Below are 25935 nucleotides of genomic sequence, written 5' to 3' on the forward strand. Positions count from 1 at the left end.
TAACAGAATCATCAGGTTTTCACGGAGGCGACAATGTATTGGGCAGAGTTTTTTACGGTGGCGCTGATTCACCTGCTGGCGGTGGCAAGCCCTGGGCCGGACTTCGCAATTGTCGTGCGTGAAAGTGTCGGAGCAGGGCGTCGTGCAGGCATTTTTACAGCCCTGGGTGTAGGCTGCGGCATCTTCGTACACGTCACCTATTCGTTGCTGGGTATCGGCCTGATCGTGTCGCAGTCGATTGTTTTGTTCAACGCGCTGAAATGGCTGGCCGCTGCCTACCTGTTGTATATCGGCTTCAAGGCCCTGCGCGCCAAACCGGCTGCGGCGAATACGAGCGACAGCGAACAGCCGCGTCTTGAACGTTCACCCCGGGCTGCGTTCATGACCGGTTTCGTGACCAATGGCTTGAATCCCAAGGCCACCTTGTTCTTCCTGTCGTTGTTTACTGTGGTGATCAATCCGCACACGCCGTTGCTGGTTCAGGCGGGTTACGGGGTTTATCTGGCGGCCGCTACATCAGTTTGGTTTTGTCTTGTGGCAATGCTGTTCAGCCAGCAGCGAGTGCGCGCCGGCTTCGCCCGCTTGGGTCACTGGTTTGACCGGGCGATGGGTGTGGTGCTGGTAGGGTTGGGGATCAAGCTGGCACTGACTGAAATGCATTGAGGCATGATTGTTGGAAGGCTGATTGCAGCCTTCCAGTCAAAAGCCACCGCGCTCGCAAGCAAGGCTGCGCGGTGGTCTTGAGTCGGCTTAGATCAGCTCGATGGCCACTGCAGTGGCTTCGCCGCCGCCGATGCACAACGAGGCAATACCGCGCTTGCCGCCGGTGTTTTTCAGCGCGTTGATCAGCGTGATGATAATGCGCGAACCTGTCGAACCAACGGGATGGCCCTGAGCGCAAGCGCCGCCATAGATGTTGACCTTGGCGTGATCCAGACCGTGCTCACGCATGGCCAGCATGGTTACCATGGCGAAGGCTTCGTTGATCTCGAACAGATCAACTTCATCTTTGTTCCAGCCGGTTTTCTTCAGCAGATTTGTCATCGCACCAATCGGCGCCAGGGTGAACTCGCTCGGGTCCTGGCTCTGCGTTGCGTGGGCAACCACTTTCGCCAGTGGCTTGAGGCCACGCTTGGCCGCTTCATCCGCGGTCATCATGACCAGAGCCGAAGCGCCGTCTGAGATCGAGCTGGCGTTGGCTGCGGTGATGGTGCCATCTTTCTTGAAAGCAGGACGCAAGCCTGGAATCTTGTCGATGTTGGCGTTGTGCGGTTGCTCGTCATCCTTAACCACCACGTCGCCTTTGCGCGAGCTGACGGTGATTGGCACGATCTCGGCATTCAGTGAACCGCTCTCGATTGCCGTTTGCGCACGCTTCAGAGACTCGATGGCGTAGGCGTCCATTTCTTCGCGGCTGATGCCGTATTTGTCGGCTGTGTCTTGCGCGAAAGAGCCCATCAAACGGCCGGTACGGGCGTCTTCCAAACCATCAAGGAACATGTGATCCTTGATTTCTCCGTGGCCCATACGCAGGCCAGTACGGGCTTTTTCAATCACGTAAGGGGCGTTGGACATACTCTCCATGCCACCTGCAATCATCACCGCGTTGCTGCCGGCTTTGAGCTGGTCATGCGCAAACATTACGGCTTTCATGCCGGAACCACACAGCTTGTTGATAGTGGTGCAGCCCGAAGAAGCCGGCAGGCCAGCGTTCAGCGCCGCCTGACGCGCAGGGCCTTGCTTAAGACCCGCTGGCAGAACGCAACCCATTACCACTTCTTCGACATCGGCAGCTTCAATGCCGGCACGCGTGATGGCTTCGCGAATGGCAGCTGCTCCCAGGTCTACGGCAGAAACGGTTGAAAGGCTGCCCTGAAAACCGCCCATTGGAGTACGGGCGCCGCTGACAATAACGATCTCGGACATGTCGCTAACCTCTTGCTGTTTATTCTAGGTTTGTGAATAAGGTGATCGAGTAATTCTACATCGTGACTGGAAGTGGCCATAGGGTCACGTTCAAATCATTCTTTTGGCTGATTTGTTCAGTACGTCCGATGACTAAAGTCGATCAATGATGAACTGACGACATTCATTCCTACAGGTGCCAGCAATGCTACAAACAAAAATAATTCCGGCAGTGGCTAATGCCCATCAAAATCCACTTTTGGTCAAGAGCCTGCTTCTGTCTGGGGCGCGCTACGAGAAAACCCGTGAAATCGTCTACCGTGATCAGGTGCGCTACAGCTACGCGACCCTCAATGAGCGGGTTGCCCGTTTGGCTGGCGCGCTCACAGCGGCAGGCGTGAAAGCGGGTGATACCGTGGCGGTGATGGATTGGGACAGCCATCGCTACCTTGAATGCATGTTTGCAATTCCCATGCTCGGCGCGGTGCTGCATACGATCAATATTCGTTTGTCGTCCGAACAGATTCTTTACACCATGAACCACGCCGAAGATAAGTTCGTGCTGGTTAATACCGAGTTTGTCGATCTCTATAACGGCCTGGCCGATCAACTGACCACGGTCGAAAAGACCGTGTTACTGACGGATACCGACACCAAAACAGCCAACCTGCCGGGCTTGGTGGGCGAGTACGAGGAATTGTTGGCCGCTGCCAGCCCGACTTACCCGTTTGAAGATTTTGACGAGAACTCGGTGGCAACCACGTTCTATACCACCGGCACCACCGGTAATCCCAAAGGCGTATTTTTCTCCCATCGCCAACTGGTTCTGCACACCATGTCGATGGCCAGCACAGTGTCCAGCCTCGACAGCATTCGTCTGCTCGGCAATGACGATGTGTATATGCCCATCACCCCGATGTTCCATGTGCACGCGTGGGGCGTGCCGTACGTGGCGACCATGCTTGGGGTCAAACAGGTTTATCCGGGGCGTTACGAGCCGGAGATGCTCTGCAAGCTGATTCGCGACGAGAAGGTCACGTTCTCTCACAGCGTGCCGACCATTCTGCAAATGCTGCTTAATACCCCAAGCGCCAAGGATTATGATTTTGGCGGCATGAAAATGATCATCGGCGGCAGTGCGCTTAACCGCTCGGTCTACGACGCCGCTAAAGCACAGGGCATTCAACTGACGGCTGCTTACGGCATGTCGGAAACCTGCCCGCTGATTTCGTGCAGCTATTTGAACAGTGAAATCCGCTCCGGCAGCGAAGACGAGCAGATCACCTATCGCATCAAAGCAGGTGTTCCAGTGCCGCTGGCCGAGGCGGCGCTTATGGACGGTAACGGTAACCTGTTACCGCATGACGGTGAGACCCAAGGCGAGCTGGTGTTGCGAGCGCCTTGGCTGACCCAGGGTTACTTCCGTGAGCCGGAGAAGGGCGAAGAGCTGTGGACGCATGGCTGGATGCACACCGGCGATGTGGCGACCATCGACGGCATGGGGTTTATCGACATCCGCGACCGAATCAAGGATGTGATCAAAACGGGTGGGGAGTGGCTGTCGTCGCTTGAGCTGGAAGACCTGATCAGTCGCCACCCGGCAGTCAGCGAAGTCGCAGTGGTCGGGATTCCTGATCCACAGTGGGGTGAGCGTCCGTTCGCCTTGCTGGTCCTGCGCGCAGGCAGTGAGCTGGATGCTAAAGGTCTTAAGGAGCACCTCAAGCCATTTGTGGAGCAAGGCCTCATTAACAAGTGGGCGATCCCGACGCAAATCGCGCTTGTTACCGAAGTACCCAAGACCAGTGTCGGCAAACTCGACAAAAAGCGCATTCGTGCCGATGTCGTCCAGTGGCAGGCGGCTGGAAGCAGCTTCCTTTCTACGCTCTAGATCACAATTACGGGCGATAAATCGAGCAATTACCAATTCAAACAAGCGTTTGGCTTGGTAATTGCTGTTTACTGGTAACACTCGTGCGGCTTTGGTGCTTTTTTATCCGTCGAAACACTTGAGCCAGAGTCTCTAAAGGGTCATAAATCACACTTTAGGGGGATCAATCCGCTGTACCCGCTGGATATAGTCACATCACTCATAACAAAAATATGTACATGGAGTAGCGTCGATGACAACAACAAATATGTTCTGGCGCCTGGCAAAACTGCCATTGGCTGTCAGCCTCGCATCTACTATGGCAAGCCCGGCCTTCGCCATTAACTTCAACATTGGTGAAATTGAAGGTCAGTTCGACTCCTCGCTCTCTGTGGGCGCTAGCTGGTCGACTGAAAGTGCCGACAAGAATCTGATTGGCGTGAACAATGGCGGTATGGGCCTTTCACAGACATCAGACGATGGTCGTCAAAACTTCAAGAGCGGCGAAACCTTCTCGAAAATCTTCAAGGGTATTCACGACCTTGAGCTGAAGTACGGCGATGCCGGTGTGTTCGTCCGCGGCAAGTACTGGTATGACTTTGAGCTGAAAGACGGTGACCGTCCGTTCAAAGACATCGACGACAGCAACGCCAAAGAAGCTGCCAAATCCGCAGGCGCACAATTCCTCGATGCCTTCGCTTACTACAACTACGCCATCGCAGACCAGCCAGGTACTGTGCGTTTGGGTAAGCAGGTGGTCAGTTGGGGTGAAAGTACCTTCATCCAGAACTCCATCAACTCGATCAACCCGGTCGACGTTTCTGCATTCCGTCGTCCAGGCGCCGAAATCAAGGAAGGTCTGATTCCGGTCAACATGTTCTATGTGGCTCAAAGCCTCACTGAGAACCTGTCGATGGAAACCTTCTATCAGTTGGAGTGGGATCAGACCGTTATTGATAACTGCGGTACGTTCTTCTCCCAGCCAGACGTAGTGGCTGATGGCTGCGACGGCAACCTGGCGGTACTCAACCCTGCGTTGGCTGGTGTGCAAGGCTTCTCCGCAGCCAACGGTGGCGGCTACACCACTACCTCTGAAGGTGTGATCGTTCCACGTGGTGGTGACCGTGATGCACGTGATGACGGCCAATGGGGCTTGTCATTCCGTTACTTCGCGCCTGAGCTTGATACCGAGTTCGGTGCTTATGCCATGAACTACCACAGCCGCAACCCGATCTTCAGCGGCGGCGCAGCTACACCGCAAACCTTCGCAGCCGCGCAGGGTGCAGTTGGCAGCTTGGCCTCAGCCTCTATCCAGCAGGCGTGTGCGGCGACTGGTGCATGTACCAGTGCGGCAGGTTTGGCGGCGGTGCAGCAGCAAGTGCTCAGTTCCCCAGGTTTTCAAACCGCTTCGCAGGGCTTGGCCTTCGCGACAGTTGCTGGCGCAAGTAACTACTTTATTGAATATCCGGAAGATATCCGTCTGTACGGCTTGAGCTTCGCCACCACTCTGCCTACGGGCACAGCTTGGAGCGGTGAGTTCAGCTACCGTCCAAACGCGCCGGTTCAGCTCAACACTACCGATATTCTTTACGGCGGTATTACTCCGCTGAGCCCGAGCCTCTCGGTGATCCAGGCCCAACCAGGGCAGGAGACTCCAGGCTACAAGCGTAAAGAAATCAGCCAACTGCAGACAACCTTCACCCACTTCTTTGATCAGGTAATGGGCGCAAGCCGCCTGGCGGTTGTTGGTGAAGTAGGCTGGACCCACGTTGGCGGTCTGGAAAGCACCAGTGAACTGCGTTACGGCCGCGACCCGTCTTTCGGTCCTGGTCCATTGCCAGGTGGCACTTGCGAGACGCTTAACGCCAGCACTATTGGCACCTCCGGCTCGAACAACGGTTCGCGCTACTGCGAAAACGACGGTTTCACCACTACCGATTCGTGGGGCTACCGCATCAAAGCCATCTGGGATTACAACGACGTATTTGCGGGTGTAAACCTCAAGCCAAGCGTTGCCTGGTCACATGACGTCGATGGCTACTCGCCAGGCCCAGGCGGTAACTTTGAAGAAGGTCGTAAGGCTGTCAGCCTGGGGCTGGGCGCTGAATACCAGAACACTTACACCGCCGACCTGTCCTACGCCAGTTTCTTTGACGGCAAGTACAGCACCCAGTCTGACCGCGACTTCGTTGCGCTCAGCTTCGGTATGAACTTCTAAGTAGTCAGGAATAGAGGGAAATATTATTCATGAAAACAAAAACTAATTTACTTAAGAACAGTGCGATCGCACTGACGTTAAGCTTGCTCGCAAGCGGCGTAATGGCTGCCGTATCTCCTGACGAAGCGGCCAAGCTGGGCACTACTTTAACGCCGCTGGGCGCCGAAATGGCGGGTAACGCCGACGGCAGTATTCCAGCTTGGACAGGTGGTCTGCCGGTTAATGCAGGTAAGGCCGATGACAAAGGTTTTCTGCCTAACCCGTTTGCGGGTGAAAAGCCACTGTTCACCATCACCCCGCAGAACCTGGATCAGTACAAAGCCAAGCTGACTCCTGGCCAGTTGGCGATGTTCAAGCGTTACCCAGAAACGTTCAAGATGCCGGTGTACACCACGCATCGTTCGGCTACTGTGCCAGCGAATGTTATCGCTGCGACGAAAAAAAACGCCACCAGCACCACGATGGTTGAAGGCGGTAACGGTCTGGAAAACTTTGAGATCGCCAACCCGTTCCCGATTCCGAAGAATGGTCTGGAAGTTATCTGGAACCATATCACCCGTTACCGTGGTGGCAGCTTGAAGCGTCAGGTCGGTCAGGCCACGCCGCAGGCTAATGGTTCGTACTCCATGGTTTACTTCCAGGACGAATTTACCTTCCGTGACTCGCTGGCGGATTATGACCCAAGCAAGCAGAGCAACGTGCTGTTTTACTTCAAGCAGCGTGTGACCGCGCCTTCGCGCTTGGCAGGTAACGTACTGCTGGTGCACGAAACCCTGAACCAGGTAAAAGAGCCGCGTCTGGCGTGGCTGTACAACGCCGGTCAGCGCCGTGTTCGTCGTGCCCCGCAGGTGTCTTATGACGGTCCGGGTACTGCGGCTGATGGTCTGCGCACCTCGGATAACTTCGATATGTTCAACGGCGCTCCCGATCGCTATGACTGGAAGCTGGTTGGCAAAGAAGAGAAGTACATTCCTTACAACGCTTACGAGCTTGACTCGCCGAAGCTTAAGTACGATGAAATCATCAAGGCAGGTCACATCAATCAGGACCTGACGCGTTATGAGCTGCACCGCGTATGGCACGTAACGGCGACCCTGAAATCAGGCGAGCGTCACATCTACGCCAAGCGTGACTTCTTCATCGATGAAGACACCTGGCAAGCAGCGACCATCGACCATTACGATGGCCGTGGCCAACTGTGGCGCGTAGCTGAGGCTCACTCGCAGTACTACTATGATCACCAGGTACCGTGGTACACCCTGGAAACCCTGTATGACTTGGTTTCTGGTCGTTACCTGGCCCTGGGTATGAAGAACGAAGAGCGTCAAGCTTACGAGTTCGACTACAAGGCCTCGGAAAGCGATTACACCCCTGCAGCACTGCGTCAGTCTGGCGTACGTTAATCTGCTGAGAGCGCGGTCAGGTGCATAGCGCCTGATTTGCGCTGTTGATCAAGAAGAAACCTGCCTTGCAAGAGGCAGGTTTTTTTTCGTCTGCTGATTGGCTGCTTTTACTCCTTGTTACATCTGCAACGCCGCCGTTAAGGGGTTTCACTCAATGGCTTAGGCGAACGAAGCTTACGGCGTTCTGGTGGTTATTTGCGTCGATAACCGGCAATTGTGCGTTTAGGTTACGGGTTATCACTGCGGCGGGCTCTTCATTTAATCCTGGCAAATAGGTAGGCTGGTGCTGGCATCGTGTACGCTGGTTAATAAAGCTCCTAATAAAACGGCCAATGACTGACTTTTCCGACACCTTATTCCCTGTCCAACTGCCCTCGAAGACGGACGCTGCCCGATTTTATCGGCCGCCGCTGCCAGACGGGCATGTTGCGCGTGCGCATCTTTGCGAGCGTCTGCAGGAAGGTTTATCGGGGCGTTTGTTGTTGGTCTCGGCGCCGGCCGGATTTGGTAAGAGTTCGCTGGCCATCGAGTTTTGCGAGGCGTTGCCTGAGCGATGGCAGAGCCTCTGGCTGGGCCTGAGTCACCGTGATGTTGATCCGGGGCGATTCCTTGAGCGCCTGCTGCAAGGGCTGCGTCAGTTGTATCCGTCGATCGGTCGTGATGCGCTAAACGTTATGAAAATGCGCCAGCGTCATCAGCCGTTTCCTTTCGATGAATGGCTCGACAGCGTGTTGGATGAGCTGGCTGGTGCGCTCGATAGCGAGCAACCGTTGCTTATCGTGCTGGATGATTATCATCTGGCCCAAGGCGCGGTTCTGGATCACTGTTTACAATTTTTCCTCAGTCATATGCCGGGTGGCGTGGTGGTTTTGGTTACCAGTCGCCAGCGTCCGGATTGGCACTTGGCACGTCTGCGCCTGTCGCGCCAGATGCTTGAACTCGATGAGCAGGACTTGCGCCTGAGTCCGACTGAAATCAGTCAGCTGCTAGGCAGTCATGGCGCGTGCCTGCCACCTGAAACCATGAATTCGATTGTGCAGCGCAGCGAAGGCTGGGTTGCTGGGTTACGCCTGTGGTTGCTGGCCGCGAGCGAGCATGCAGGCAACGAGGCTTATGAGCACGCGCCCGATGGCGGCCAGGGCCTGATTCGGGACTACTTGCTTGAAGAAGTTATCGAGAGCCAGCCCGCTGAAATTCAGGCGTTCCTGTACGACACCGCCAGCCAGGAGCGTTTCAGCGCAGCGCTTTGCGATGCCTTGCGCGAGTCCCACGACAGCGCCCGGATTATTGATTACCTGAAAGCCCATCAGGTGTTTCTGGTGCCACTGGATGATCAGGGCCAGTGGTATCGGTACCACCATTTGTTCTCGGATTTGCTGCGTGCACGTTCGATGACCAGCCCCGGTGTTTCCCCGTCGAGCCTGCATTTGCGTGCCTGCCGTTGGTTTAGCGGTCAGGGCTTGCTGGATGACGCCATCGAGCAGGCATTACGTGCCGGCAACCCGGATGTTGCCGCGAGTCTGGTGCAAAGCTTGTCTGAGGAACAAATGCTCGGCGAGCAGAATGTTGCCATGTTACTGCGCTGGAAAATGGACTTGCCCGAGTCGCTGCTGGTCAGCTCGCCGCGATTGATTGTGTTGTATGGCTGGGCGCTGGCGTTGGGCTGCCAGCTGGAAGCTGCGCAAGAGTTGGCAGATAAGCTGAGCCGGTTCTTGCCGGCTGAAAATGCCCAGCAGCAAAAAAGTCTGCTGGCACAGTGGTTGGCTTTGAACGGCATCATCGCCCGTGGACGCGGCGAAGTACCCGTGGCGATGGCCTATCTCGGTGAGGCTCTGCAAACGCTCGAAGCAGAACGCTACGGCCAGCGTCTGCTGTGTCAGTCGGTGCAGGCCAATCTGCTGATTATTACCGGTGACTTGTGGCAGGCGCGGGCACTCAATCGCGAGGCGCTTGAACTCGCTCAACGCGTCGATAAGCCCCTGTTTGAAGCGCTTATCCGATACGACCGGGTGCGCATGCTGCAAGCACGTGGCGAAATATTGCGAGCCCTTGATGAGGCCCACGATGGCTTGCACTTGCTCACGCGCATGCCTGCCAAGCGCCGTTATGCCGTGCGTGGCCGGTTGAAAATCTTCGAAGGTTTTTTGCTGCTGCTCAGGCTTGAGTGCGAGCAAGGCGTGAGCTGTATACGCGAAGGCATTGCCGAGGCCAGTGCCTGCCGGGACATGGGCGTGTTGATTGGTTACTGCGCGCTGGCCAATTTGTACGGTCGCCAGAACAAAGTGGCCGAGGCCTTCGCACTGCTGGCTGAAGCCGAACGCTTGATGCACATCTGGGATATTCCGCCGATCTACTATCTGGCCATGATCACGCTGATCAAGTGCGAGTTGTGGTTAAAGCAGGGTCAGACTGAGCTTGCCGAGTCGTGGTTGCTGCGTATGGCACAAACCTACAGCCGTGAAGGCGGTGCCACGCCGCCTGAATATCATCCGCAGTTACCGATGCATGTCGAGTTTCACCTGGCGTCACTTGAACGTATCCAAGGAAAGGTTGATGCCGCGCAGAAACGTTTGCGTCAGTTGATCCTTACCGCTCCAGAGATGGGGGGGCATTTGCTCAGTCTATTTGCCCAGGGCCAGTTGACGCTGTTGCTGCGTATGTCTGGTCAGGAGTTTGAAGCGCAGGCGCAGCTACGTGAATGTGTGGAGCAGTCCGCGGGTGGCGGTTTGTTGGCATTCAGCGAGCTACTCGTGCATCAGCCCAACTGGCTGCGTAAGCAATTGCTGCAGCTTGCAGAGTGCCCGGTGCGTGATGCGCTGCTGGCGCGAATTCCCCAAGGCGAGGAGCGGGTGAATCATGAGCAGGGTTCTGTCGAGACATTAAGCTCGCGCGAGCAAGCGGTGCTGCAATTGATTGCTCAGGGTTGCTCGAATCAGGAAATTAGCGAGCGTCTGTTTATTTCGGTGCACACAGTCAAAACTCATGCCCGGCATATCAACAGCAAGCTGGGGGTTGAGCGGCGCACCCAGGCGGTGGCGTGCGCGAAAAGTCTCGGCTTGCTCGACTAGTTGAACACCTGCAGACAGCCCAGTAACCCCTTCAATTCAGCCATCTGAAAGTCGTGCCGTATACCGTAATGATTACCGGTTGGCATTTCTATTGCCGTGCAGTCGCTGGTCTGAACCTAGGTTAGGTTCAACTTGGCATGGCGCAATGCTCTGATTAGTCGATGTGCAGCGATTGATTACGCTGACGATCATTCAGAGGTGCTTGCATGTCCGCTTCCAGTCTCTCGCCGGTGTCACCTTTGGCGACTGGCATAACCCGTTTGGGCTTTGGCGCCTTGTCGCTGGATGAGCTCATACGGTGTTACGGCAGTGCAGAAGACGGCTCGCAATACGTAGAACTGGATGGCTTCAATGTGCATTTCCGTGATCAGGGCGATCCGCAAAAGCCGCCGTTGGTATTGATCCACGGCGTTGCTTCATCGCTGCATGCATGGAATGACTGGCTGACTGAGTTGGCCAGCGATTATCGGGTTATTCGCTTTGACCTGCCAGGCTTTGGCCTAACCGGCCCGGCCAAGGATGGTGAGTATTCGGCTGAGCGGGTGCATCACATGCTTGGGCTGCTGCTCGATTACCTCAATGTCGAGCGCGCCTCGATTGCCGGCAGTTCATTGGGCGGGTACATCGCCTGGACCTTTGCAGTGCAGCACCCCGGGCGAGTCAACAAGTTGATACTGATCGATCCGGTCGGGTATCACATCGACAAAGTCCCGCGCCTCATGGCTGCTGCCAACATTCCCGGTTCACCCTTGTTGATGCCGGTATGGATGCCAAAAGCACTGATTGTGCAGGGGGTTCGCGAGCTTTACGGCGAGCCGGAAAAGATCAAGCCAGGCACCCTCGAGCGCGTCTACAACCTCTCTCGGCGCCCCGGCAATCGGCGTGCAATGATTGATGTATTCAGGTTGTTCATTCACGCCAATCGCGTGGAATTTCTCGACGTCTCTGAACGTATTAGCACGATCAAGGCACCAGTCCTGCTGATGTGGGGTGCACAGGATCGCTGGGTGTCAGCCAATCACGTGTCGTGCTGGCAGAAAGACTTGCCGGATATTCAGGTGATTATCTATGCCGGAGTCGGGCATGTGGCCATGGAAGAAATCCCGCAACAAAGCGCTGCCGATGCGCAGCGATTTCTCAGCGAATAATTCGTGTACCGCTATTTAGTACGATCACGTTTTACTGACAGGCCTTGCGCGCTGACAGTCGGCAACATGTGATCGTGCTTTGCCTTGAAAGCCCCCTGAATAGCCCTTTTGAGAGTAACTAAGCAGCGAATCCGCAACGGTTTCGTGTATCGACTGCGGCTCTTTCTCATCGCAGCCCAGCACGCGAATTCCGTACCGCTGCACAGGGAGTTTATTGCTTGAGTCCACGCGCTGGTGCCCAAGCTCAAGCCCTAAAAGCAGGCGCAGAGCGTTGGTTGAGTGTGGTTGCCAGCCCATGCGCTGTTGGTGACACTGTGTAAAATAAGCCGTCACTTATACAGGAACCCCTCATGCAAACCGCGAAATCTGCGCTTATCCGCGAAACCTTCCCCGTCGGCCCTTTGCAGTGCAACTGCACGATTATCGGTGACCCCGTGAGCAAGAAGGCCATCGTGGTTGATCCGGGCGGCAACCCTGACGCGATCATGGCGCGGCTTGATGCGCACGGTTTGAAGGTGGTGAGCATTATTCACACTCACGCCCATCTTGATCATTTTCTAGCATCCGGGCAGATGAAAGAGCTGACCGGCGCAACGCTGCACCTGCACAAGGAAGATCAGTTTCTCTGGGACAATCTGGAGATGCAGTGTTCGATGTTCGGTGTGCCTTACCGGCCAGTGCCAGCGCCGGATCAATGGCTGACGGATGATCAGGCGCTCGACTGCGGCTGTGGTGTGGCGCTGCACACGCCAGGCCATACACCAGGTTCGATGAGCTTCTGGTTTCCTGAGGCCAAGCTGTTGATTGCCGGAGACACCCTGTTTCGTCGCGGCATTGGCCGGACCGATTTGTGGGGCGGTGATTCGGCGACAATTGAGCGCTCGATCAAGCAGCGGCTTTATACTCTGGACGAAGAGGCAACCGTTGTAACCGGTCACGGGCCGGATACCCGCCTGGGCGATGAGATGCGTGAAAACCCCTTTGTGCGTGCATGAGGTTAGCGCTTCACAGTTTGTTCGAAGGCTTTCTGATAGGCTCGGCGTCAGAACTTTAATGGCGTTTTGGAATCGACATGTTCAGGTCTTAGACCTGAAATAACACGTAAACAAAGGAACTACCGATGAACAAGTGGCGAAATCTGGCGATCTTAACAGCCGGAGTTACTATGCTGGCGGCGTGCACCAACAACCCTTACACCGGCGAAAGCGAAGCCGGAAAATCCGGTATCTACGGCGGCATTGGCGCTGTAACAGGGGCTGTTATTGGCGCGGCGACCTCAAGCAAGAAAGACCGCGGCAAAGGCGCATTGATCGGCGCAGCCGTCGGTGGCGCTGCGGGTGGTGGTTATGGCTACTACGTGGACAAGCAAGAAGCTCAACTGCGTCAGCGCCTGGTAGGCACTGGTGTTCAGGTGCAGCGTAATGGCGACCAGCTGACGTTGATCATGCCGGGTAACATTACCTTTGCGACCAACTCTTCAGACATTTCCAGCAGCTTCTATCCAACGCTGAACTCACTGGTTACGGTTTTCAAAGAGTTCGATAAGAGCGGCATCAATATTGTCGGCCACACCGACAGCACCGGCTCGCTGGCGTTGAACCAGAACCTCTCCAATGCGCGTGCGCAGAGTGTTGCCTCGTACCTGTCTTCCAATGGCGTGGCGGGTAACCGCATTTCTGCCTACGGTGCCGGCCCTAATCAGCCGATCGCGAGCAACGCGACTGAACAAGGTCGTGCGCAAAACCGTCGTGTGGAAATTACCCTGCAACAAATGCAATAAGCGTATTGGCGCAGAAGAAAAGCTCCCGACGGGAGCTTTTTTTGGCCTTGACTTTTCGATAGTGGCACTGTGCTATTTTTGTCGCAGGGCCAGTTGAAGTTGGGACTGGCGTTCAAGGTCTGCGCGCTGATGCCGATAGACAAAAATAGCCAATCATTTTTGCAGTGAGCGCGACAAATCGGTTTGGGGGAGGCATGCATATCACGCGTTTGGAAGCTGGGTCTGGTAGTCAATTGATTCTGGTTGTGGATGACCAGCAGGATAACCTTGATGGCGTGAGCGAGTTGCTGGACGACGGCCCCTGGCGGATTGTCTGCGCCAATTCCGGCGCTGGGGCTTTGCGAATCCTGCAAACGCAGGATGTCAGTCTGGTGTTGCTGGATGTGCAAATGCCCGGGATGGACGGTTTCGAAGTCGCCCGGCTTATGCGCGAAGATCCGCGCAGCCGTTACACCCCCATCATCTTTCTTTCCGGTCTGGAGCAAAGCCACTCCATTCTCGCCAAGGGTTACTCTCAGGGCGCGATTGATTTCATCAAAAAGCCCTTCGATCCCGTGGTGCTGCCCCATAAGGTCGAGTCGCTGCTTGAGCATGCCAGGCACCGCCGCGAATTGTTGGCGTTGAGCCAGCAACTGGAGAGCGAGCGCGCCTTCAATGCCTCTATTTTGACCAGTGCCGCTGAAGGCATCATGGTGATCGAGGCTGACGGCGTGATCCGCTTTGCCAACCCAATCATTGCCGCCATGCTCAAGACCTCGGTTGAGGCTTTGCAAGGCGCTCATTTCATGGGCTACATCAAACAACCTGAACAGCCGACTGGCTGGTTGCAATCGGTTATTTACAGCCAATGGCAAACCAATAAGAATTTTCGCCTGACCGACTTCATGTTGCGTTCACGCATGGGTGAAAGCGTGCCGGTAACATTGTCCTGCGCGCCGTTACCGGGGCCGCGCGGCGCGTTGGTGTTGATGGCGCTTGATATGACAGTGGAGCGCCATCTGCGCAGCCAACTGGAGTCGCTGACAATTACAGATGCGCTGACGGGGCTGCTCAATCGCCGCGGTTTTTACCAGTCGATGGAACTAGCGCTGGCGCGCATCGAGCGCACTCAAAAGTCGATGTCGTTGCTGTTTCTCGACCTGGATGGTTTCAAGAAAATCAACGATACGTTGGGCCACGACGCCGGTGATCTTTTACTGCGCCGCGTGAGTGAGATGTTGCAAGGCTGCCTGCGCCCTTACGATACGCTGGCGCGCCTGGGCGGGGATGAATTCACCGTATTACTCGATAGCCTCAATACGCCCGAAGATGCCGGCCGCGTGGCGCAAAAACTGATAGATGTGGTTTCAACTCCGCAGAGCATAGACGGCGTCGAGTTCAGTCTGGGCGTCAGCATCGGTGTTGCCTCGATGCCTGAGTGCGGGCAAACAGTGGAGGAGTTACTGCGCGCCGCTGACATTGCGATGTATGAAGCCAAGCGTAGCGGTCGCCGGCAATTCAAGTATTTCTGCAGCGCCATGCAGACGCGCGATATTTTGCTCTCGCCGTGTGACAAGCAGCCGGCACTTGGTTTTAGCGAGGCGCTGCGCTCCACGTTGAGCTAACCACGCAACGGCCAGCTCACCGGTTATGGTGCTGGCTGTTGAGTAGTGGAGCGGGGTTATTGGCCGGTGTAATGACCTTGCTTGAGCGCGCTCAACTCGGCGTCCTTTTTCTCCCACAAGGCATTCACCCACTGTTGAAAAGCCAGGCGATAGCTTTCGTCCTGATCGTAGCTCTTGCCGAGAAATTCCTGCGGAATTGGCAACGCCTCGAAGCGCACAACCACATCATTCACCTTGCCGGTCAGCAAGTCCCAGAAACCGAGGTTACCCTGCGGATAGTAAATGGTCGAGTTGACGATCTTGTGCATCTGCTCGCCCATCGCATCCAATACAAACGCGACGCCGCCAGCCTTGGGTTTGAGCAAGTTGTTGAAGGGAGATTGCTGCTGCGCATGCTTGCTCGGATTGAAGCGCGTGCCTTCTAAAAAGTTGAAAATGGCCACAGGGCTGCCGCGAAACTTGTCGCAGGTTTTGCGGGTTGTCTCCAGGTCCTTGCCCTGTTTTTCCGGGTGCTTGGCCAGATAGGCTTTGGAGTAGCGCTTCATGAACGGAAACTCCAGCGCCCACCAGCACAAGCCAATCACCGGCACCCAGATCAGCTCCTGTTTGAGGAAGAATTTGAGCGGGCGGACGTGGCGATTCAGCAGGTATTGCAACACCAGAATGTCGACCCAGCTCTGGTGGTTACTGGTGACCAGATACGTGTGCTGATAGTCGAGCGCCTGCAAGCCATCCACGTTCCAGCGAATATTACACAGCAGTTTCATCCAGGCTTTATTGCAGCTAATCCAGCCTTCCTGAATGAAGTTCATCGCCCAGTTGCAAGCGCGCCGTGCGCCTTTGAAAGGCAGGCAAATTTTCAGCAGGGTTACAGTGAACAGCGGAATACACCAGAACAGGGTGTTAACAGCCAACAGGCTGGCGCTGAGTACGCCGCGCGAAGGGGCAGGGAGAAAGTGCAGCATGCGGGTAGGTGCCTCCATGGAAAGGGCGTTCCCGGTTTATTTATTGCCGCAATCAGGCGCGGCTCTTGGGGTGCGCAGATTACCTTGAAGCCTGCAGACTTAAAATATCGAACTTCGCTGAATTTTTGCTTAATTGGCTGACAATACCGCCATGTTTGCCGCTGTTTGGCCTGGAAGGCTCAGGCCAGACGGCTACTGGGGCAGGTTGGCGGCCTGGATGGCGGTGAGGGCGATGGTGTAGACGATGTCATCGACCAATGCCCCGCGCGACAAGTCATTCACAGGCTTGCGCAAACCCTGCAGCATCGGCCCGACACTGATGCAGTCCGCGCTGCGTTGCACAGCTTTGTAGGTGGTATTGCCGGTGTTCAAGTCGGGGAAGATAAACACCGTGGCCCGCCCTGCGACAGGGCTGTTCGGCGCTTTCTGCCGGCCAACGCTCTCGATAGCCGCCGCGTCGTATTGCAGCGGGCCATCGACAAGTAATGCAGGGTCCGCCAGTTTGGCCAGCCGAGTGGCTTCGCGCACCTTTTCGACTTCCTCACCCGTACCCGAGTCGCCGGTTGAGTAACTAAGCATTGCCACCCGTGGCGGAATCCCGAAGGCCAGAGCCGAGTTCGCGCTCTGCAGGGCGATCTCGGCCAGATCCGGCGCGCTCGGGTCCGGGTTGACTGCGCAGTCGCCGTAGACCACGACCTGATCGGGCAGCAGCATGAAAAACACCGAGGAAACCAGCTTGTAGCCAGGCGCCGTCTTGATCAATTGCAGCGCCGGGCGAATGGTGTTTGCAGTGGTGTGCACGGCGCCAGATACCAAGCCGTCCACCTCATCCAGAGCCAGCATCATGGTGCCCAGCACGACCGTGTCTTCCAGTTGAGCGCTGGCCATGGGCGCGTTCAGCCCCTTGCCTTTGCGCAGTTCAACCATGGGCTCGACATAACGCTCGCGAATCAGGTCCGGGTCGAGAATTTCCAGATCGTCCGGCAGCTCGATACCTTGCGCCTTGGCAACGCTGTAGACCTCTTCGGGCTTGGCCAGCAACACGCAGCGGGCAATGCCGCGTGCCTGACAAATAGCCGCTGCCTGAATCGTGCGTGGCTCGTTACCTTCCGGCAGCACAATGCGTTTATTCGCAGCTTTGGCGCGCTGTACCAACTGATAGCGAAAGGCCGGCGGCGACAAACGCAACTCACGGGGCGTGCCGCAGCGGGTGCTCAACCAGTCGTGATTAATATGGTTGGCCACAAAGTCGGCGACTTTCTCGGCGCGTTCTTTATCGTCTACCGGAATCTCGCGGTTGAGTCGATTGAGGTTGGTCGCGGTATCGTATGAGCCGGTGCTCACGGCCATTACCGGCAGGCCGCTTTGCAGCGCGGTGTGGCACAACTCGATGATTCGCGGGTCCGGGCTGAAGTCGCTGCACAGCAGCAAACCTGCCAGCGGTACACCATTCATGGCGGCCAGGCTGGCGGCGAGAATGATGTCGTCGCGGTCGCCTGGCGTTACTACCAAAGTGCCGGGCGTAAGCAGCTGCACGGTGTTGGCCACCGCGCGTGCGCACAGAACTATCTTGAGCATGCGCCGCTGCTCGTAATCACCGGCATTGAGAACTCTGGCGCCGAGCAGGTCGGCAATGTCGCGCGTGCGCGGAGCGTTCAATTCCGGTTCCCAAGGGATGCAGCCGAGCAGGCGAAAATCATCGCTGCGAAACAGCGGCGAGATTTCCTGCAAACGTTCGACAAAGGCATCCATACCCGCATCGTGGCGCACCTTGTTGAGGATTACCCCGAGCACTTTCGGGTCTTTCGGGCCACCAAATAACTGCGCCTGAATCTCCACCCGGTCGCACAGTTCATGCAGGCTTTCCTGATCCGGTGCAGAGACCAGAATCACATCGGCATCAAGGCTTTTGGCCAGATGAAAATTGATACGTGCGGCGTAACTGGCCTGACGAGTGGGGACCATGCCTTCGACAATGACCACATCCTTGCCTTCGGCCGCTTGCTGATAGAGGCTGATGATCTCTTCCAGCAGCTCATCCAGTTGACCGTCACCGAGAATTCTTTCGACATGAGCAAGGCCCAGCGGTTTTGGCGAGTTGAGGCCGTGGGTGCGGGCAATCAACTCACTCGAGCGTTCGGGGCCGGCGTCGCCCTGATGCGGTTGCGCGATTGGCTTGAAGAAGCCGACCTTGAGGCCAGCGCGCTCCAGCGCACCGACCAGTCCGAGGCTGATCGAGGTCAGGCCGACACCAAATCCGGTTGGGGCTACAAAAAAGGTGTGCATGCGGTTTCCTGTCGAGTGCGCGGTAGCGCGTGGTCAGTAATTACTGGTTGCCAGTGTGCAAGACTGCTTACGTCAGTTAAGCAGAGCCAGCGTGTCGAGGGCGATCTGGCGTTCTTCGTTGGTCGCCACAACCAGCACGCGTGGATGATCTTTAGCGTTAATCGGCCCGCTGACACCTCGGATCATTCGGGCGTTGGCTTCCTTATCCAGGACCAGGCCAAATAGTTTCAGGTGGGCGACTGTCATCGTGCGAATCAGCGGTGAGTTTTCACCAATGCCGCCGGTGAAAATCAGCCCGTCGAATTGCGGCAGTGCGCAACTCAAAGCAGCCAGAGATTTGGCCAGCCGGTAGCAAAACACTTCTATAGCCAGCGTGGCTCCGGCATGGCCTTGCTCACGAGCCTGCTCAAGCGTGCGCATATCGTTCGACAACCCAGACAACCCAAGCAAGCCACTTTCGCGGTTGAGCATATGATCGACTTGTTCCAGATCCCAGCCCAGTGTGCGCGCCAAGTGGCTGTGCAGATTGGGGTCGACATCGCCGCTGCGTGTACCCATCACCAAGCCTTCCAAGGGCGTCAAACCCATGCTGGTGTCGCGGCTCTGGCCATTGACGATGGCGCAGGTAGAGCAACCGTTTCCAAGGTGTGCGACCAACCAACTGCTGTCACCCACTGAAAGCTCGCAAAGCTCGGCGGCGTGGCGGCTGACAAAACGGTGGCTGGTGCCATGAAAACCGTAACGGCGCACGCCGTGCTCACGATACAGCGACTCGGGCAGTGCATAGCGATAAGCATGCTGGGGCAGCGTTTGATGGAACGCCGTATCGAACACGGCCACTTGCGGCAATTTGGGGAAGAGCTTCATTGCCACGTCAATGCCCAGCAAGTTCGCCGGGTTGTGCAGCGGCGCGAGCGGGGAGGTGGCTTTAATGGCGTTGAGGGTTGCCTGATTAAGCCGGCTCGCCGTGGTGAATTTTTCTCCGCCGTGTACCACGCGGTGGCCAATGCCGTGGAGCTTGCCATTGGCGGCGGCCTGCACTTTTGGCATCAGCTCGGCGAGTGCAGCCTGATGATCGCCGAAAGCCATCATCGCGCTGTGCTTTTTGTCGCCGAGCTGCCAATGCAACACGGCATCCGGGCTGCCGAGTCGCTCGGCGATGCCACTGATGGCAAAGGACTGCTGTGCCTCATTGACTAGAGCAAACTTGATCGATGAGCTGCCGCAATTGATTACCAGAATGTTACGTGCCGACATTGAATAGTCCTTGGCTTAGAGCCACCGGGTAAATGACTATCGCTTTTCAGCAGCAGTCTCGCTTGCACACCAGCCACAGGCAAATGGCTGGCCAATATGGCGTTGCCGCAATTGCGCATCCAGTACCCATGCACGGTTCTGCCATGGCGGTTGATGACGCAAGTGCTGGGTGTGGCCACATGACAAGACTGCCACCCAATCACCGTGCTCGTCCTGACGAAAGTCAAGCACGTGAGAGCTTGTACTATCTTTCCGTCTGTCAGCGGTGGGTTCGCTTTCGGGCGTTGGCTTGGTTAAACTTGTCCGTTCTTTAAACTTCTGCAAAAGGTCTCGCCCCATGCTGATCGCTGCCAATAAAGCTGTCTCTATCGACTATACCCTGACCAATGATGCCGGTGAGGTTATCGACAGCTCGGCTGGCGGTGCTCCGCTTGCCTACCTGCACGGTGCCGGTAACATCATCGCTGGTCTGGAAAAAGCCCTGCTGGGCAAACAAGCTGGCGACGAGCTGGACGTCTCCGTTGAGCCAGAAGATGCTTACGGTGAATATAGCGCTGAATTGGTCGCTACTCTGAACCGTTCGATGTTCGAAGGCGTCGACGAGCTGGAAGTCGGCATGCAGTTTCACGCCTCGGGTCCTGATGGCGGCATGCAGATCGTGACTATCCGTGAGCTGGATGGCGACGACGTTATCGTCGACGGCAACCACCCATTGGCTGGCCAGCGTCTGAACTTCAAAGTTAAAGTTGTTAACGTGCGTGACGCCAGCGAAGAAGAAGTGGCTCACGGCCACATCCACGGCGAAGGTGGTCACCAGCACTAATTACTCAAAGCAGGCTGGGCGTGTGTTTATCGCAGTTGCGCGACGCTTGAATGCGTGGCTCAACAGGACGTGATAATGACCGACGTTCTCAAGGCGACTTATGGTTCTGTCATCTGCGCTCAGCACTGCTAATATGAGTAAACCAAAGGCGCCTTCTGGCGCCTTTTTGCCCTCTGCCGTACCCCGCAAACGCTCTCCAGGAGTTGATGAATGAGTGCCTTCCACGACATTAATTTGCGAGCACTGGACGGTCAGGATTTACCGCTGGCCCCTTTTAAAGGCCAAGTCGTGCTGGTTGTTAACGTCGCCTCGCAATGCGGGCTTACCCCGCAATACAGCGGACTCGAGCAGCTGTATCAAACCTACCGCGAGCAAGGCTTTACGGTGTTGGGTTTGCCGTGCAATCAATTTGCCGGGCAGGAGCCGGACAGCGAAGAACATATTCGCGAGTTCTGCACCACGCAATACGGCGTGACGTTTCCATTGGGCAGCAAGATGGATGTTAACGGGGCGGGTCGCCATCCGTTATACCGCCTGCTGGCGGGCGAGGGCGCTGAGTTTCCTGGCGATATCACCTGGAATTTCGAGAAGTTTCTGGTCGGTCAGGATGGCCGCGTTCTGGCGCGTTTCTCGCCGCGCACAACACCTGATGATCCGGCACTGATTGCCGCCATCGAGAAGTCTCTCGGCTAGCTTGCAAGCTGGCCACAGGCTAATTCGCTCAGCGGATAAACGATTGCCGGCTCGTTAGCGGGCCGGCAGTCAATCCACCTCGCCTAACTCACCTGTATCAATGCGCCAGTTATGCCAACTCAGCGGGCACAACGGCGACATGGCTTGTCCGAACGCCATGATCACTGCTTAATCGGTGCAATCGCCGAGGAGCTTGTGATGAGTGAAGAACCCGTAACATCAGCATCGCCCGAGGCACTGCGTGCGCTGATTGAAAGTCGCCGCTCGGTCCGTCGTTTCAACTCCGAGCCGGTTCCCGATGAGTTGATCCGGGACTGTCTGCAAATGGCCGTGCTGGCGCCCAATTCCTGCAATCTGCAACCGTGGAGCTTTCAGGTTATCCGCGACCCGCAATTGCTCGCGCGTCTGCATCCGGTTTGCATGAGCCAGAACGCTGCCAAGGCGCCATTGATCATTGCCGTGTTGGCGCGACCGGATACATGGCGCCGAGCGTGTGAAAATATTATTGAGTACTGGCCAGAGCCAGAAGTGCCGGGGCGAATTCGTCACTTCTATCGCAAGACCGCGCCGTTTCAATACAACCAGGGGCCGTTGGGGATACTCGGTTTCTGCAAGCGGCAGATGCTGCGCATTGCCGCCTTGCGCAAACCGTTGATGAGAACCCCGAACAGCAAGGCACAGATGCGCATCTGGGCGGTCAAGTCGACGGCGCTCGCGGCGCAGAACCTGATGCTGGCCTTTCAAAGTCATGGCTATGCAACGTGCCCCATGGAAGGCTTTGACGAGGTGCGCTTGCGCAAAACGCTGGATATCCCGCGTGCAGCGCTGCCGATAATGCTGCTGGCAGTCGGTAAGCAAGGCGAGAAGGGCGTGTACAACCCGCGCCTGCGTTTCCCGCTTGAGCAGCACGTGACCTGGCTGTAGCAACGACGCCCAGTACTGCTGCCGCGTGGCTGCACTGGGCGTCTGCTGTTGGATAGTTAATCACTAAAATCAATAGTGCTGGGAAACCGAGACGACCGGTCATATTGTGCGCGACATGAATCGTTCAATACGTCTCGACAAGCGCGACCTTATTCTCGCCAAAGGTACTGAGGTGATGACCCTCCGGGGTTATCACGGCGCCGGCGTGCAGGAAATCGTCCAGGCTGCGGGGGTGCCCAAAGGCTCCTTCTATCACTATTTCGCCAGCAAGGAAGACTTCGCCCAGCAGGCGTTGGAGTACCTGTACGCGCCGCGCTTGCAGCGCTATGCATTGGCGCTGGCCAATGCCGAACAGACCCCGCGCGCCAGAATTCTCGATTATTACCAGGACCTGGTTGAGCATTTCGCTGCGCAGGAGAAGCTTGAGTATCACTGCTTCATCGCCAGTCTCGGCTTTGAGATGGCCGAGCTTGCGCCCTCGATCGGCCAGCAGGTTGAACAGATTTTTCAACGCTCCGCCGAGATTCTCCAAGCCTGCCTTGAAGAGGCGCAGCAGATGGGCGAAATCGGCGCGGATGAAGACTGCGCCAACCTGGCCATGTTTATCACCAACGCCTGGCAAGGGGCGTTAACCCGGCTCAAAGTTTCTGCCAGTACAGAGGCGCTAGCCGCCTTCACTCATCGCTTGCGGCTGTTGCTGCAACCCTGAATTTATAGACCTTGAACGAGCCACAATGGCTGCAGGAGTAATTATGAACGCCCCGGTAAATGCACTGTTTCAACCTTTCTCGCTCGGCGCTCTTGAGCTGCCGAGCCGCGTGGTCATGGCGCCAATGACACGCTCGTTTTCTCCGGGCGGCGTGCCCAACAGCAAAGTCATCGAATACTACCGTCGCCGCGCTGCTTCGGGTGTTGGCCTGATCATCACCGAAGGCACAACCGTCGGCCACAAAGCCGCCAACGGTTATCCCAATGTGCCGCGCTTCTTTGGCGAAGATGCACTGGCAGGATGGCAGAAAGTGGTTGAGGCCGTGCACGCTGAAGGCGGCAAGATTGTCCCGCAACTCTGGCATGTCGGCAGCATCCGTCGCGCCGGTACCGAGCCGGACGCCAGCGTTCCGGGTTACGGCCCGAGCGAGAAGGTCAAAGACGGCAATGTCGTGGTTCACGGCATGACTCAGGAAGACATTGATGAGGTCATTCAAGCCTTCACTCAGGCCGCTGTCGATGCGCAGCGTATCGGCATGGATGGCGTGGAAATCCATGGCGCACACGGTTATCTGATCGACCAGTTCTTCTGGGAAACCAGCAACCAGCGCACCGATGGTTACGGTGGTGATCTGGCTCAGCGCTCGCGCTTTGCGATCGAGTTGATCAAGTCGATGCGTGCCGCCGTAAGGCCGGGCTTCCCGATCATTCTGCGTTTTTCGCAGTGGAAGCAGCAGGATTACACCGCGCGTCTGGTGCAGACCCCAGAAGAGTTGGGCGCATTCCTTAAGCCGCTGGCGGATGCTGGTGTGGACATTTTCCATTGCTCGACTCGCCGTTTCTGGGAGCCGGAGTTCGAAGGCTCAGACCTCAACCTCGCCGGCTGGACCCGTCAGTTGACCGGCAAGCCTACGATCACCGTCGGCAGCGTCGGGCTCGATGGTGAGTTTATGCAGTTCATGGTCAAGACCGACAAGGTAGCCCAGCCGGCCAGCCTGGATGATCTGCTGACCCGCCTGAATAATCAGGAGTTTGATCTGGTCGCCGTCGGCCGCGCGCTGCTGGTTGATCCGGATTGGCTGATCAAGGTCCGCGAAGGCCGCAATCAGGACATTCTGCCCTTCAGCCGCGATGCGTTGATGAGTCTGGTTTAAGCCCGCTCGTTAGCACGTATCCACAAGCCCCGATTATTCGGGGCTTGTCGTTTCAGCGCTGGGTTTGGCCAGCGGGTACTGGATCAGCCGCCTGCATGGCACTGCGCAGGTGCGACTCGAACTGCCCGGTAATATTCTCCCAGCCCTGACGCGCGGCATGTTTGCGCGCGTTGAGGCGGGTTCTGCGCAAATTTTCCGGGGCTTCCAGCAGCCAGCACGCTGCGTCGATAAAGCTCTGTTCATCGCCGGGTATGGCCAGCGCGCCGTTGTAACCGTGGCGAATGTGCTGCGCGGCGCCCGCACGATCAAACGCGACCACACCCAAGCCTGACGCCAGCGCTTCGAGCACTACATTGCCGAAGGTTTCCGACACGCTGGGAAACAGAAACAGATCTGCACTGGCGTAGTGACTGGCTAACGCTTCGCCCTGTTGCATACCGCAAAACATTGCATCGGGCAGTTGTTGCTGCAGGGCAGGGCGGAGCGGGCCATCGCCGACTATCACCAGTTTCAAACGTAAATGGGCAAAGCGTGTTTGGAGTTGAGTGAACGCCGTCGCCAGCAGTCCGAGGTTTTTCTCGGGGGCCATTCTGCCCACGTACATCACCGCAATCGAGTCTTCATCCACGCCCCAGGATTGGCGTAACAAGGCGCAGCGTCTGGCGGGATTGAACAACTGCCCGTCGACCCCGCGCGCCATTAGCTCGATGCGCTCGAAACTGTGCCGCAGCAACTCGGTTTTTTGGCCATTGCAAGGCACCAACGTCAGCTGCGAACGGTTATGAAACCAGCGCAGATAGTGGATCAGCGCCTGAGTCAGCAAGCCTGCGCCATAGTGCGCCGCGTAGTGGTGGAAGTTGGTGTGAAAGCCGCTGACCACAGGGATCTGCAAACGCCGGGCAGCACGCAAGGCGGACAAACCCAGCAAGCCCTCGGTGGCGATGTAAAGCACATCGGGGCGTTGTTTGCGCCAGCGATTAAGCAATTTGTGCAGCGCCGACTGGCCCCACTGCAAGCCGGGATAGCCCGGCAGCGGCCAGCCACGGGTCAGCACCAGTTGCTCGTCTTGCGAGGCGCCTTCATCGGTTGCCTGCCTTGGGCGTACGAGTTGTACTTGGTGTCCGCGCAGGCGCAGCCCCTCAACCAAATGGCCAAGCGTATTGGCGACGCCGTTGGTTTCCGGTGCAAAGGTTTCGCTGATCAGTGAGATGTACAGGGAGGGTGTGCTCATGACAGCAGTGTCGGCTGCTGCCATGTAGCCGATATGACGTTATGGTTGCTTTACCGTGACAACTGCATCGCCGCGTTCGCGCACCCAGAACAGCGTTGCTCCGGCAACCGCTGCCGGCATCATCACCAGATTGACCACAGGTACCAGCAAGGCCACGTATGTGATGCCGCCAAAACCAAGAGACTGCCAGCGCTTCTGGCGCAGCCAGGCAAGCATGTCCTGCCAGCTCATTTTGTTGTTATCCGCCGGGTAGTCGATGTATTGGATGGCCATCATCCAGATACCGAACAGCAGCCACAGTGGAGCGGCAACCAAGTTAATTACCGGAATGAATGAAAGGATGAACAGGCCGATCGCGCGCGGCAGAAAATAGCCCAGCTTGCGTAACTCGCGGCCAATAGTGCGCGGCACCATCGCCATGAACTCGGTCCAGCTGAAAGGCGGGAAGTTGTCTTCTCCGCGCACCACGATTTCGACTTTCTCCGAGAGAAAACCGTTAAACGGCGCGGCGATCATATTGGCGAGCATGGTGAAGGTGAAGAACACCATCAGCACAACCAGGGCGCCAAACAGGGGCCAGAGCACATACTCAAGAAAGCTCAGCCAGCTCGGCAGGTTTGGGATGAATGTTTCTACCCAGCCACTGAATTGCTGAATAGCAAAACCGACCAGCGCGATAAACAGAATCACGTTGATGGTCAGTGGCAGCAGCACGAACAGGCGCAAGCCGGGGCGCATGATCAGCCTGAAACCTTCGCTCAGGTATTGCGGGCCAGAAAGCACGGGGGCGGGCATAGCGTTCTCCAAGGGTACTTACAGGCGCGACCTTACCGGCTTTAGTGACGGGTGGAAAGGGCCGCCGTAACGGGTTGGCGCTGAATTTTCGTCACAAATTACGTGA

The 25935-nt window shown here is 56.7% G+C and carries 21 protein-coding genes; 14 read left to right on the forward strand and 7 right to left on the reverse strand.

Going from position 1 to position 25935, the window contains the following annotated elements:
- Positions 1-33 precede the first annotated feature (33 nt).
- Positions 34-663, forward strand: a complete 630-nt coding sequence (locus tag FEZ62_RS01315) for a LysE family transporter (RefSeq protein WP_172926564.1) — start codon at positions 34-36, stop codon at positions 661-663.
- A gap of 87 nt (positions 664-750) precedes the next feature.
- Here the strand turns inward: FEZ62_RS01315 and FEZ62_RS01320 are convergent, their stop codons facing one another.
- On the reverse strand, positions 751-1926 hold the full coding sequence (locus FEZ62_RS01320) for an acetyl-CoA C-acyltransferase (RefSeq protein ID WP_172926565.1): 1176 nt from the start codon (positions 1924-1926) through the stop codon (positions 751-753).
- A 184-nt stretch (positions 1927-2110) separates the two neighbouring features.
- Here FEZ62_RS01320 and FEZ62_RS01325 point away from each other — a divergent pair, with 184 nt between their 5' ends.
- The 8 genes from FEZ62_RS01325 (at position 2111) to FEZ62_RS01360 (ending at position 14993) form a co-directional block, all read left to right on the forward strand.
- Positions 2111-3793 (forward strand): fatty acid--CoA ligase, encoded by a 1683-nt coding sequence (locus FEZ62_RS01325; protein ID WP_172926566.1) that lies wholly within the window; start codon positions 2111-2113, stop codon positions 3791-3793.
- 232 nt (positions 3794-4025) lie between these two features.
- Positions 4026-5990, forward strand: a complete 1965-nt coding sequence (locus FEZ62_RS01330) for a DUF1302 domain-containing protein (protein WP_172926567.1) — start codon at positions 4026-4028, stop codon at positions 5988-5990.
- 29 nt (positions 5991-6019) lie between these two features.
- Positions 6020-7393 (forward strand): DUF1329 domain-containing protein, encoded by a 1374-nt coding sequence (locus FEZ62_RS01335; RefSeq protein ID WP_172926568.1) that lies wholly within the window; start codon positions 6020-6022, stop codon positions 7391-7393.
- A gap of 332 nt (positions 7394-7725) precedes the next feature.
- Complete coding sequence (locus FEZ62_RS01340; RefSeq protein ID WP_172926569.1) at positions 7726-10461, forward strand: LuxR C-terminal-related transcriptional regulator; 2736 nt, start codon at positions 7726-7728, stop codon at positions 10459-10461.
- Positions 10462-10667: 206 nt separating this feature from the next.
- Positions 10668-11609, forward strand: a complete 942-nt coding sequence (locus FEZ62_RS01345; RefSeq protein WP_172926570.1) for an alpha/beta hydrolase — start codon at positions 10668-10670, stop codon at positions 11607-11609.
- Positions 11610-11959: 350 nt separating this feature from the next.
- Complete coding sequence (locus FEZ62_RS01350) at positions 11960-12604, forward strand: MBL fold metallo-hydrolase (protein WP_172926571.1); 645 nt, start codon at positions 11960-11962, stop codon at positions 12602-12604.
- Positions 12605-12729: 125 nt separating this feature from the next.
- Complete coding sequence (locus FEZ62_RS01355; protein WP_069902080.1) at positions 12730-13389, forward strand: OmpA family protein; 660 nt, start codon at positions 12730-12732, stop codon at positions 13387-13389.
- Positions 13390-13583: 194 nt separating this feature from the next.
- On the forward strand, positions 13584-14993 hold the full coding sequence (locus FEZ62_RS01360; protein WP_172926572.1) for a diguanylate cyclase: 1410 nt from the start codon (positions 13584-13586) through the stop codon (positions 14991-14993).
- Positions 14994-15049: 56 nt separating this feature from the next.
- On the opposite strand, the gene FEZ62_RS01365 is transcribed toward FEZ62_RS01360, so the two are convergent.
- The 4 genes from FEZ62_RS01365 to FEZ62_RS01380 form a co-directional block, all read right to left on the reverse strand.
- On the reverse strand, positions 15050-15955 hold the full coding sequence (locus tag FEZ62_RS01365; protein ID WP_172926687.1) for an acyltransferase: 906 nt from the start codon (positions 15953-15955) through the stop codon (positions 15050-15052).
- A 195-nt stretch (positions 15956-16150) separates the two neighbouring features.
- The gene (gene pta / locus FEZ62_RS01370) at positions 16151-18244 is read right to left on the reverse strand and encodes a phosphate acetyltransferase (protein ID WP_172926573.1); all 2094 of its coding nucleotides are present in this window, start codon (positions 18242-18244) and stop codon (positions 16151-16153) included.
- Positions 18245-18316: 72 nt separating this feature from the next.
- Entirely contained in the window at positions 18317-19501 is a 1185-nt protein-coding gene (locus FEZ62_RS01375; protein WP_172926574.1) for an acetate kinase, read from the reverse strand.
- A 36-nt stretch (positions 19502-19537) separates the two neighbouring features.
- Positions 19538-19870 (reverse strand): DUF3565 domain-containing protein, encoded by a 333-nt coding sequence (locus tag FEZ62_RS01380; RefSeq protein WP_075723387.1) that lies wholly within the window; start codon positions 19868-19870, stop codon positions 19538-19540.
- On the opposite strand from FEZ62_RS01380, the gene FEZ62_RS01385 reads away from it, so the two are divergent.
- From FEZ62_RS01385 to FEZ62_RS01405, 5 genes are all read left to right on the forward strand, one after another.
- The gene (locus FEZ62_RS01385; protein WP_069902084.1) at positions 19839-20324 is read left to right on the forward strand and encodes a peptidylprolyl isomerase; all 486 of its coding nucleotides are present in this window, start codon (positions 19839-19841) and stop codon (positions 20322-20324) included. The two genes, FEZ62_RS01380 and FEZ62_RS01385, sit on opposite strands and share 32 nt — an antisense overlap.
- 210 nt (positions 20325-20534) lie before the next feature.
- Positions 20535-21017 (forward strand): glutathione peroxidase, encoded by a 483-nt coding sequence (locus FEZ62_RS01390; protein WP_172926575.1) that lies wholly within the window; start codon positions 20535-20537, stop codon positions 21015-21017.
- A 198-nt stretch (positions 21018-21215) separates the two neighbouring features.
- Positions 21216-21941, forward strand: a complete 726-nt coding sequence (locus FEZ62_RS01395) for a nitroreductase family protein (protein WP_172926576.1) — start codon at positions 21216-21218, stop codon at positions 21939-21941.
- 115 nt (positions 21942-22056) lie between these two features.
- Entirely contained in the window at positions 22057-22650 is a 594-nt protein-coding gene (locus tag FEZ62_RS01400; protein WP_172926577.1) for a TetR/AcrR family transcriptional regulator, read from the forward strand.
- Positions 22651-22693: 43 nt separating this feature from the next.
- Entirely contained in the window at positions 22694-23803 is a 1110-nt protein-coding gene (locus FEZ62_RS01405) for an NADH:flavin oxidoreductase (protein ID WP_172926578.1), read from the forward strand.
- A 52-nt stretch (positions 23804-23855) separates the two neighbouring features.
- Here the strand turns inward: FEZ62_RS01405 and FEZ62_RS01410 are convergent, their stop codons facing one another.
- On the reverse strand, positions 23856-25058 hold the full coding sequence (locus FEZ62_RS01410) for a glycosyltransferase family 1 protein (protein WP_172926579.1): 1203 nt from the start codon (positions 25056-25058) through the stop codon (positions 23856-23858).
- Between the two features lie 15 nt (positions 25059-25073).
- Entirely contained in the window at positions 25074-25829 is a 756-nt protein-coding gene (gene cysZ / locus FEZ62_RS01415) for a sulfate transporter CysZ (RefSeq protein WP_069902089.1), read from the reverse strand.
- Positions 25830-25935 lie beyond the last annotated feature (106 nt).

The organism is Pseudomonas sp. MS19 (assembly GCF_013277615.1).
GTDB lineage: Bacteria > Pseudomonadota > Gammaproteobacteria > Pseudomonadales > Pseudomonadaceae > Aquipseudomonas > Aquipseudomonas marincola.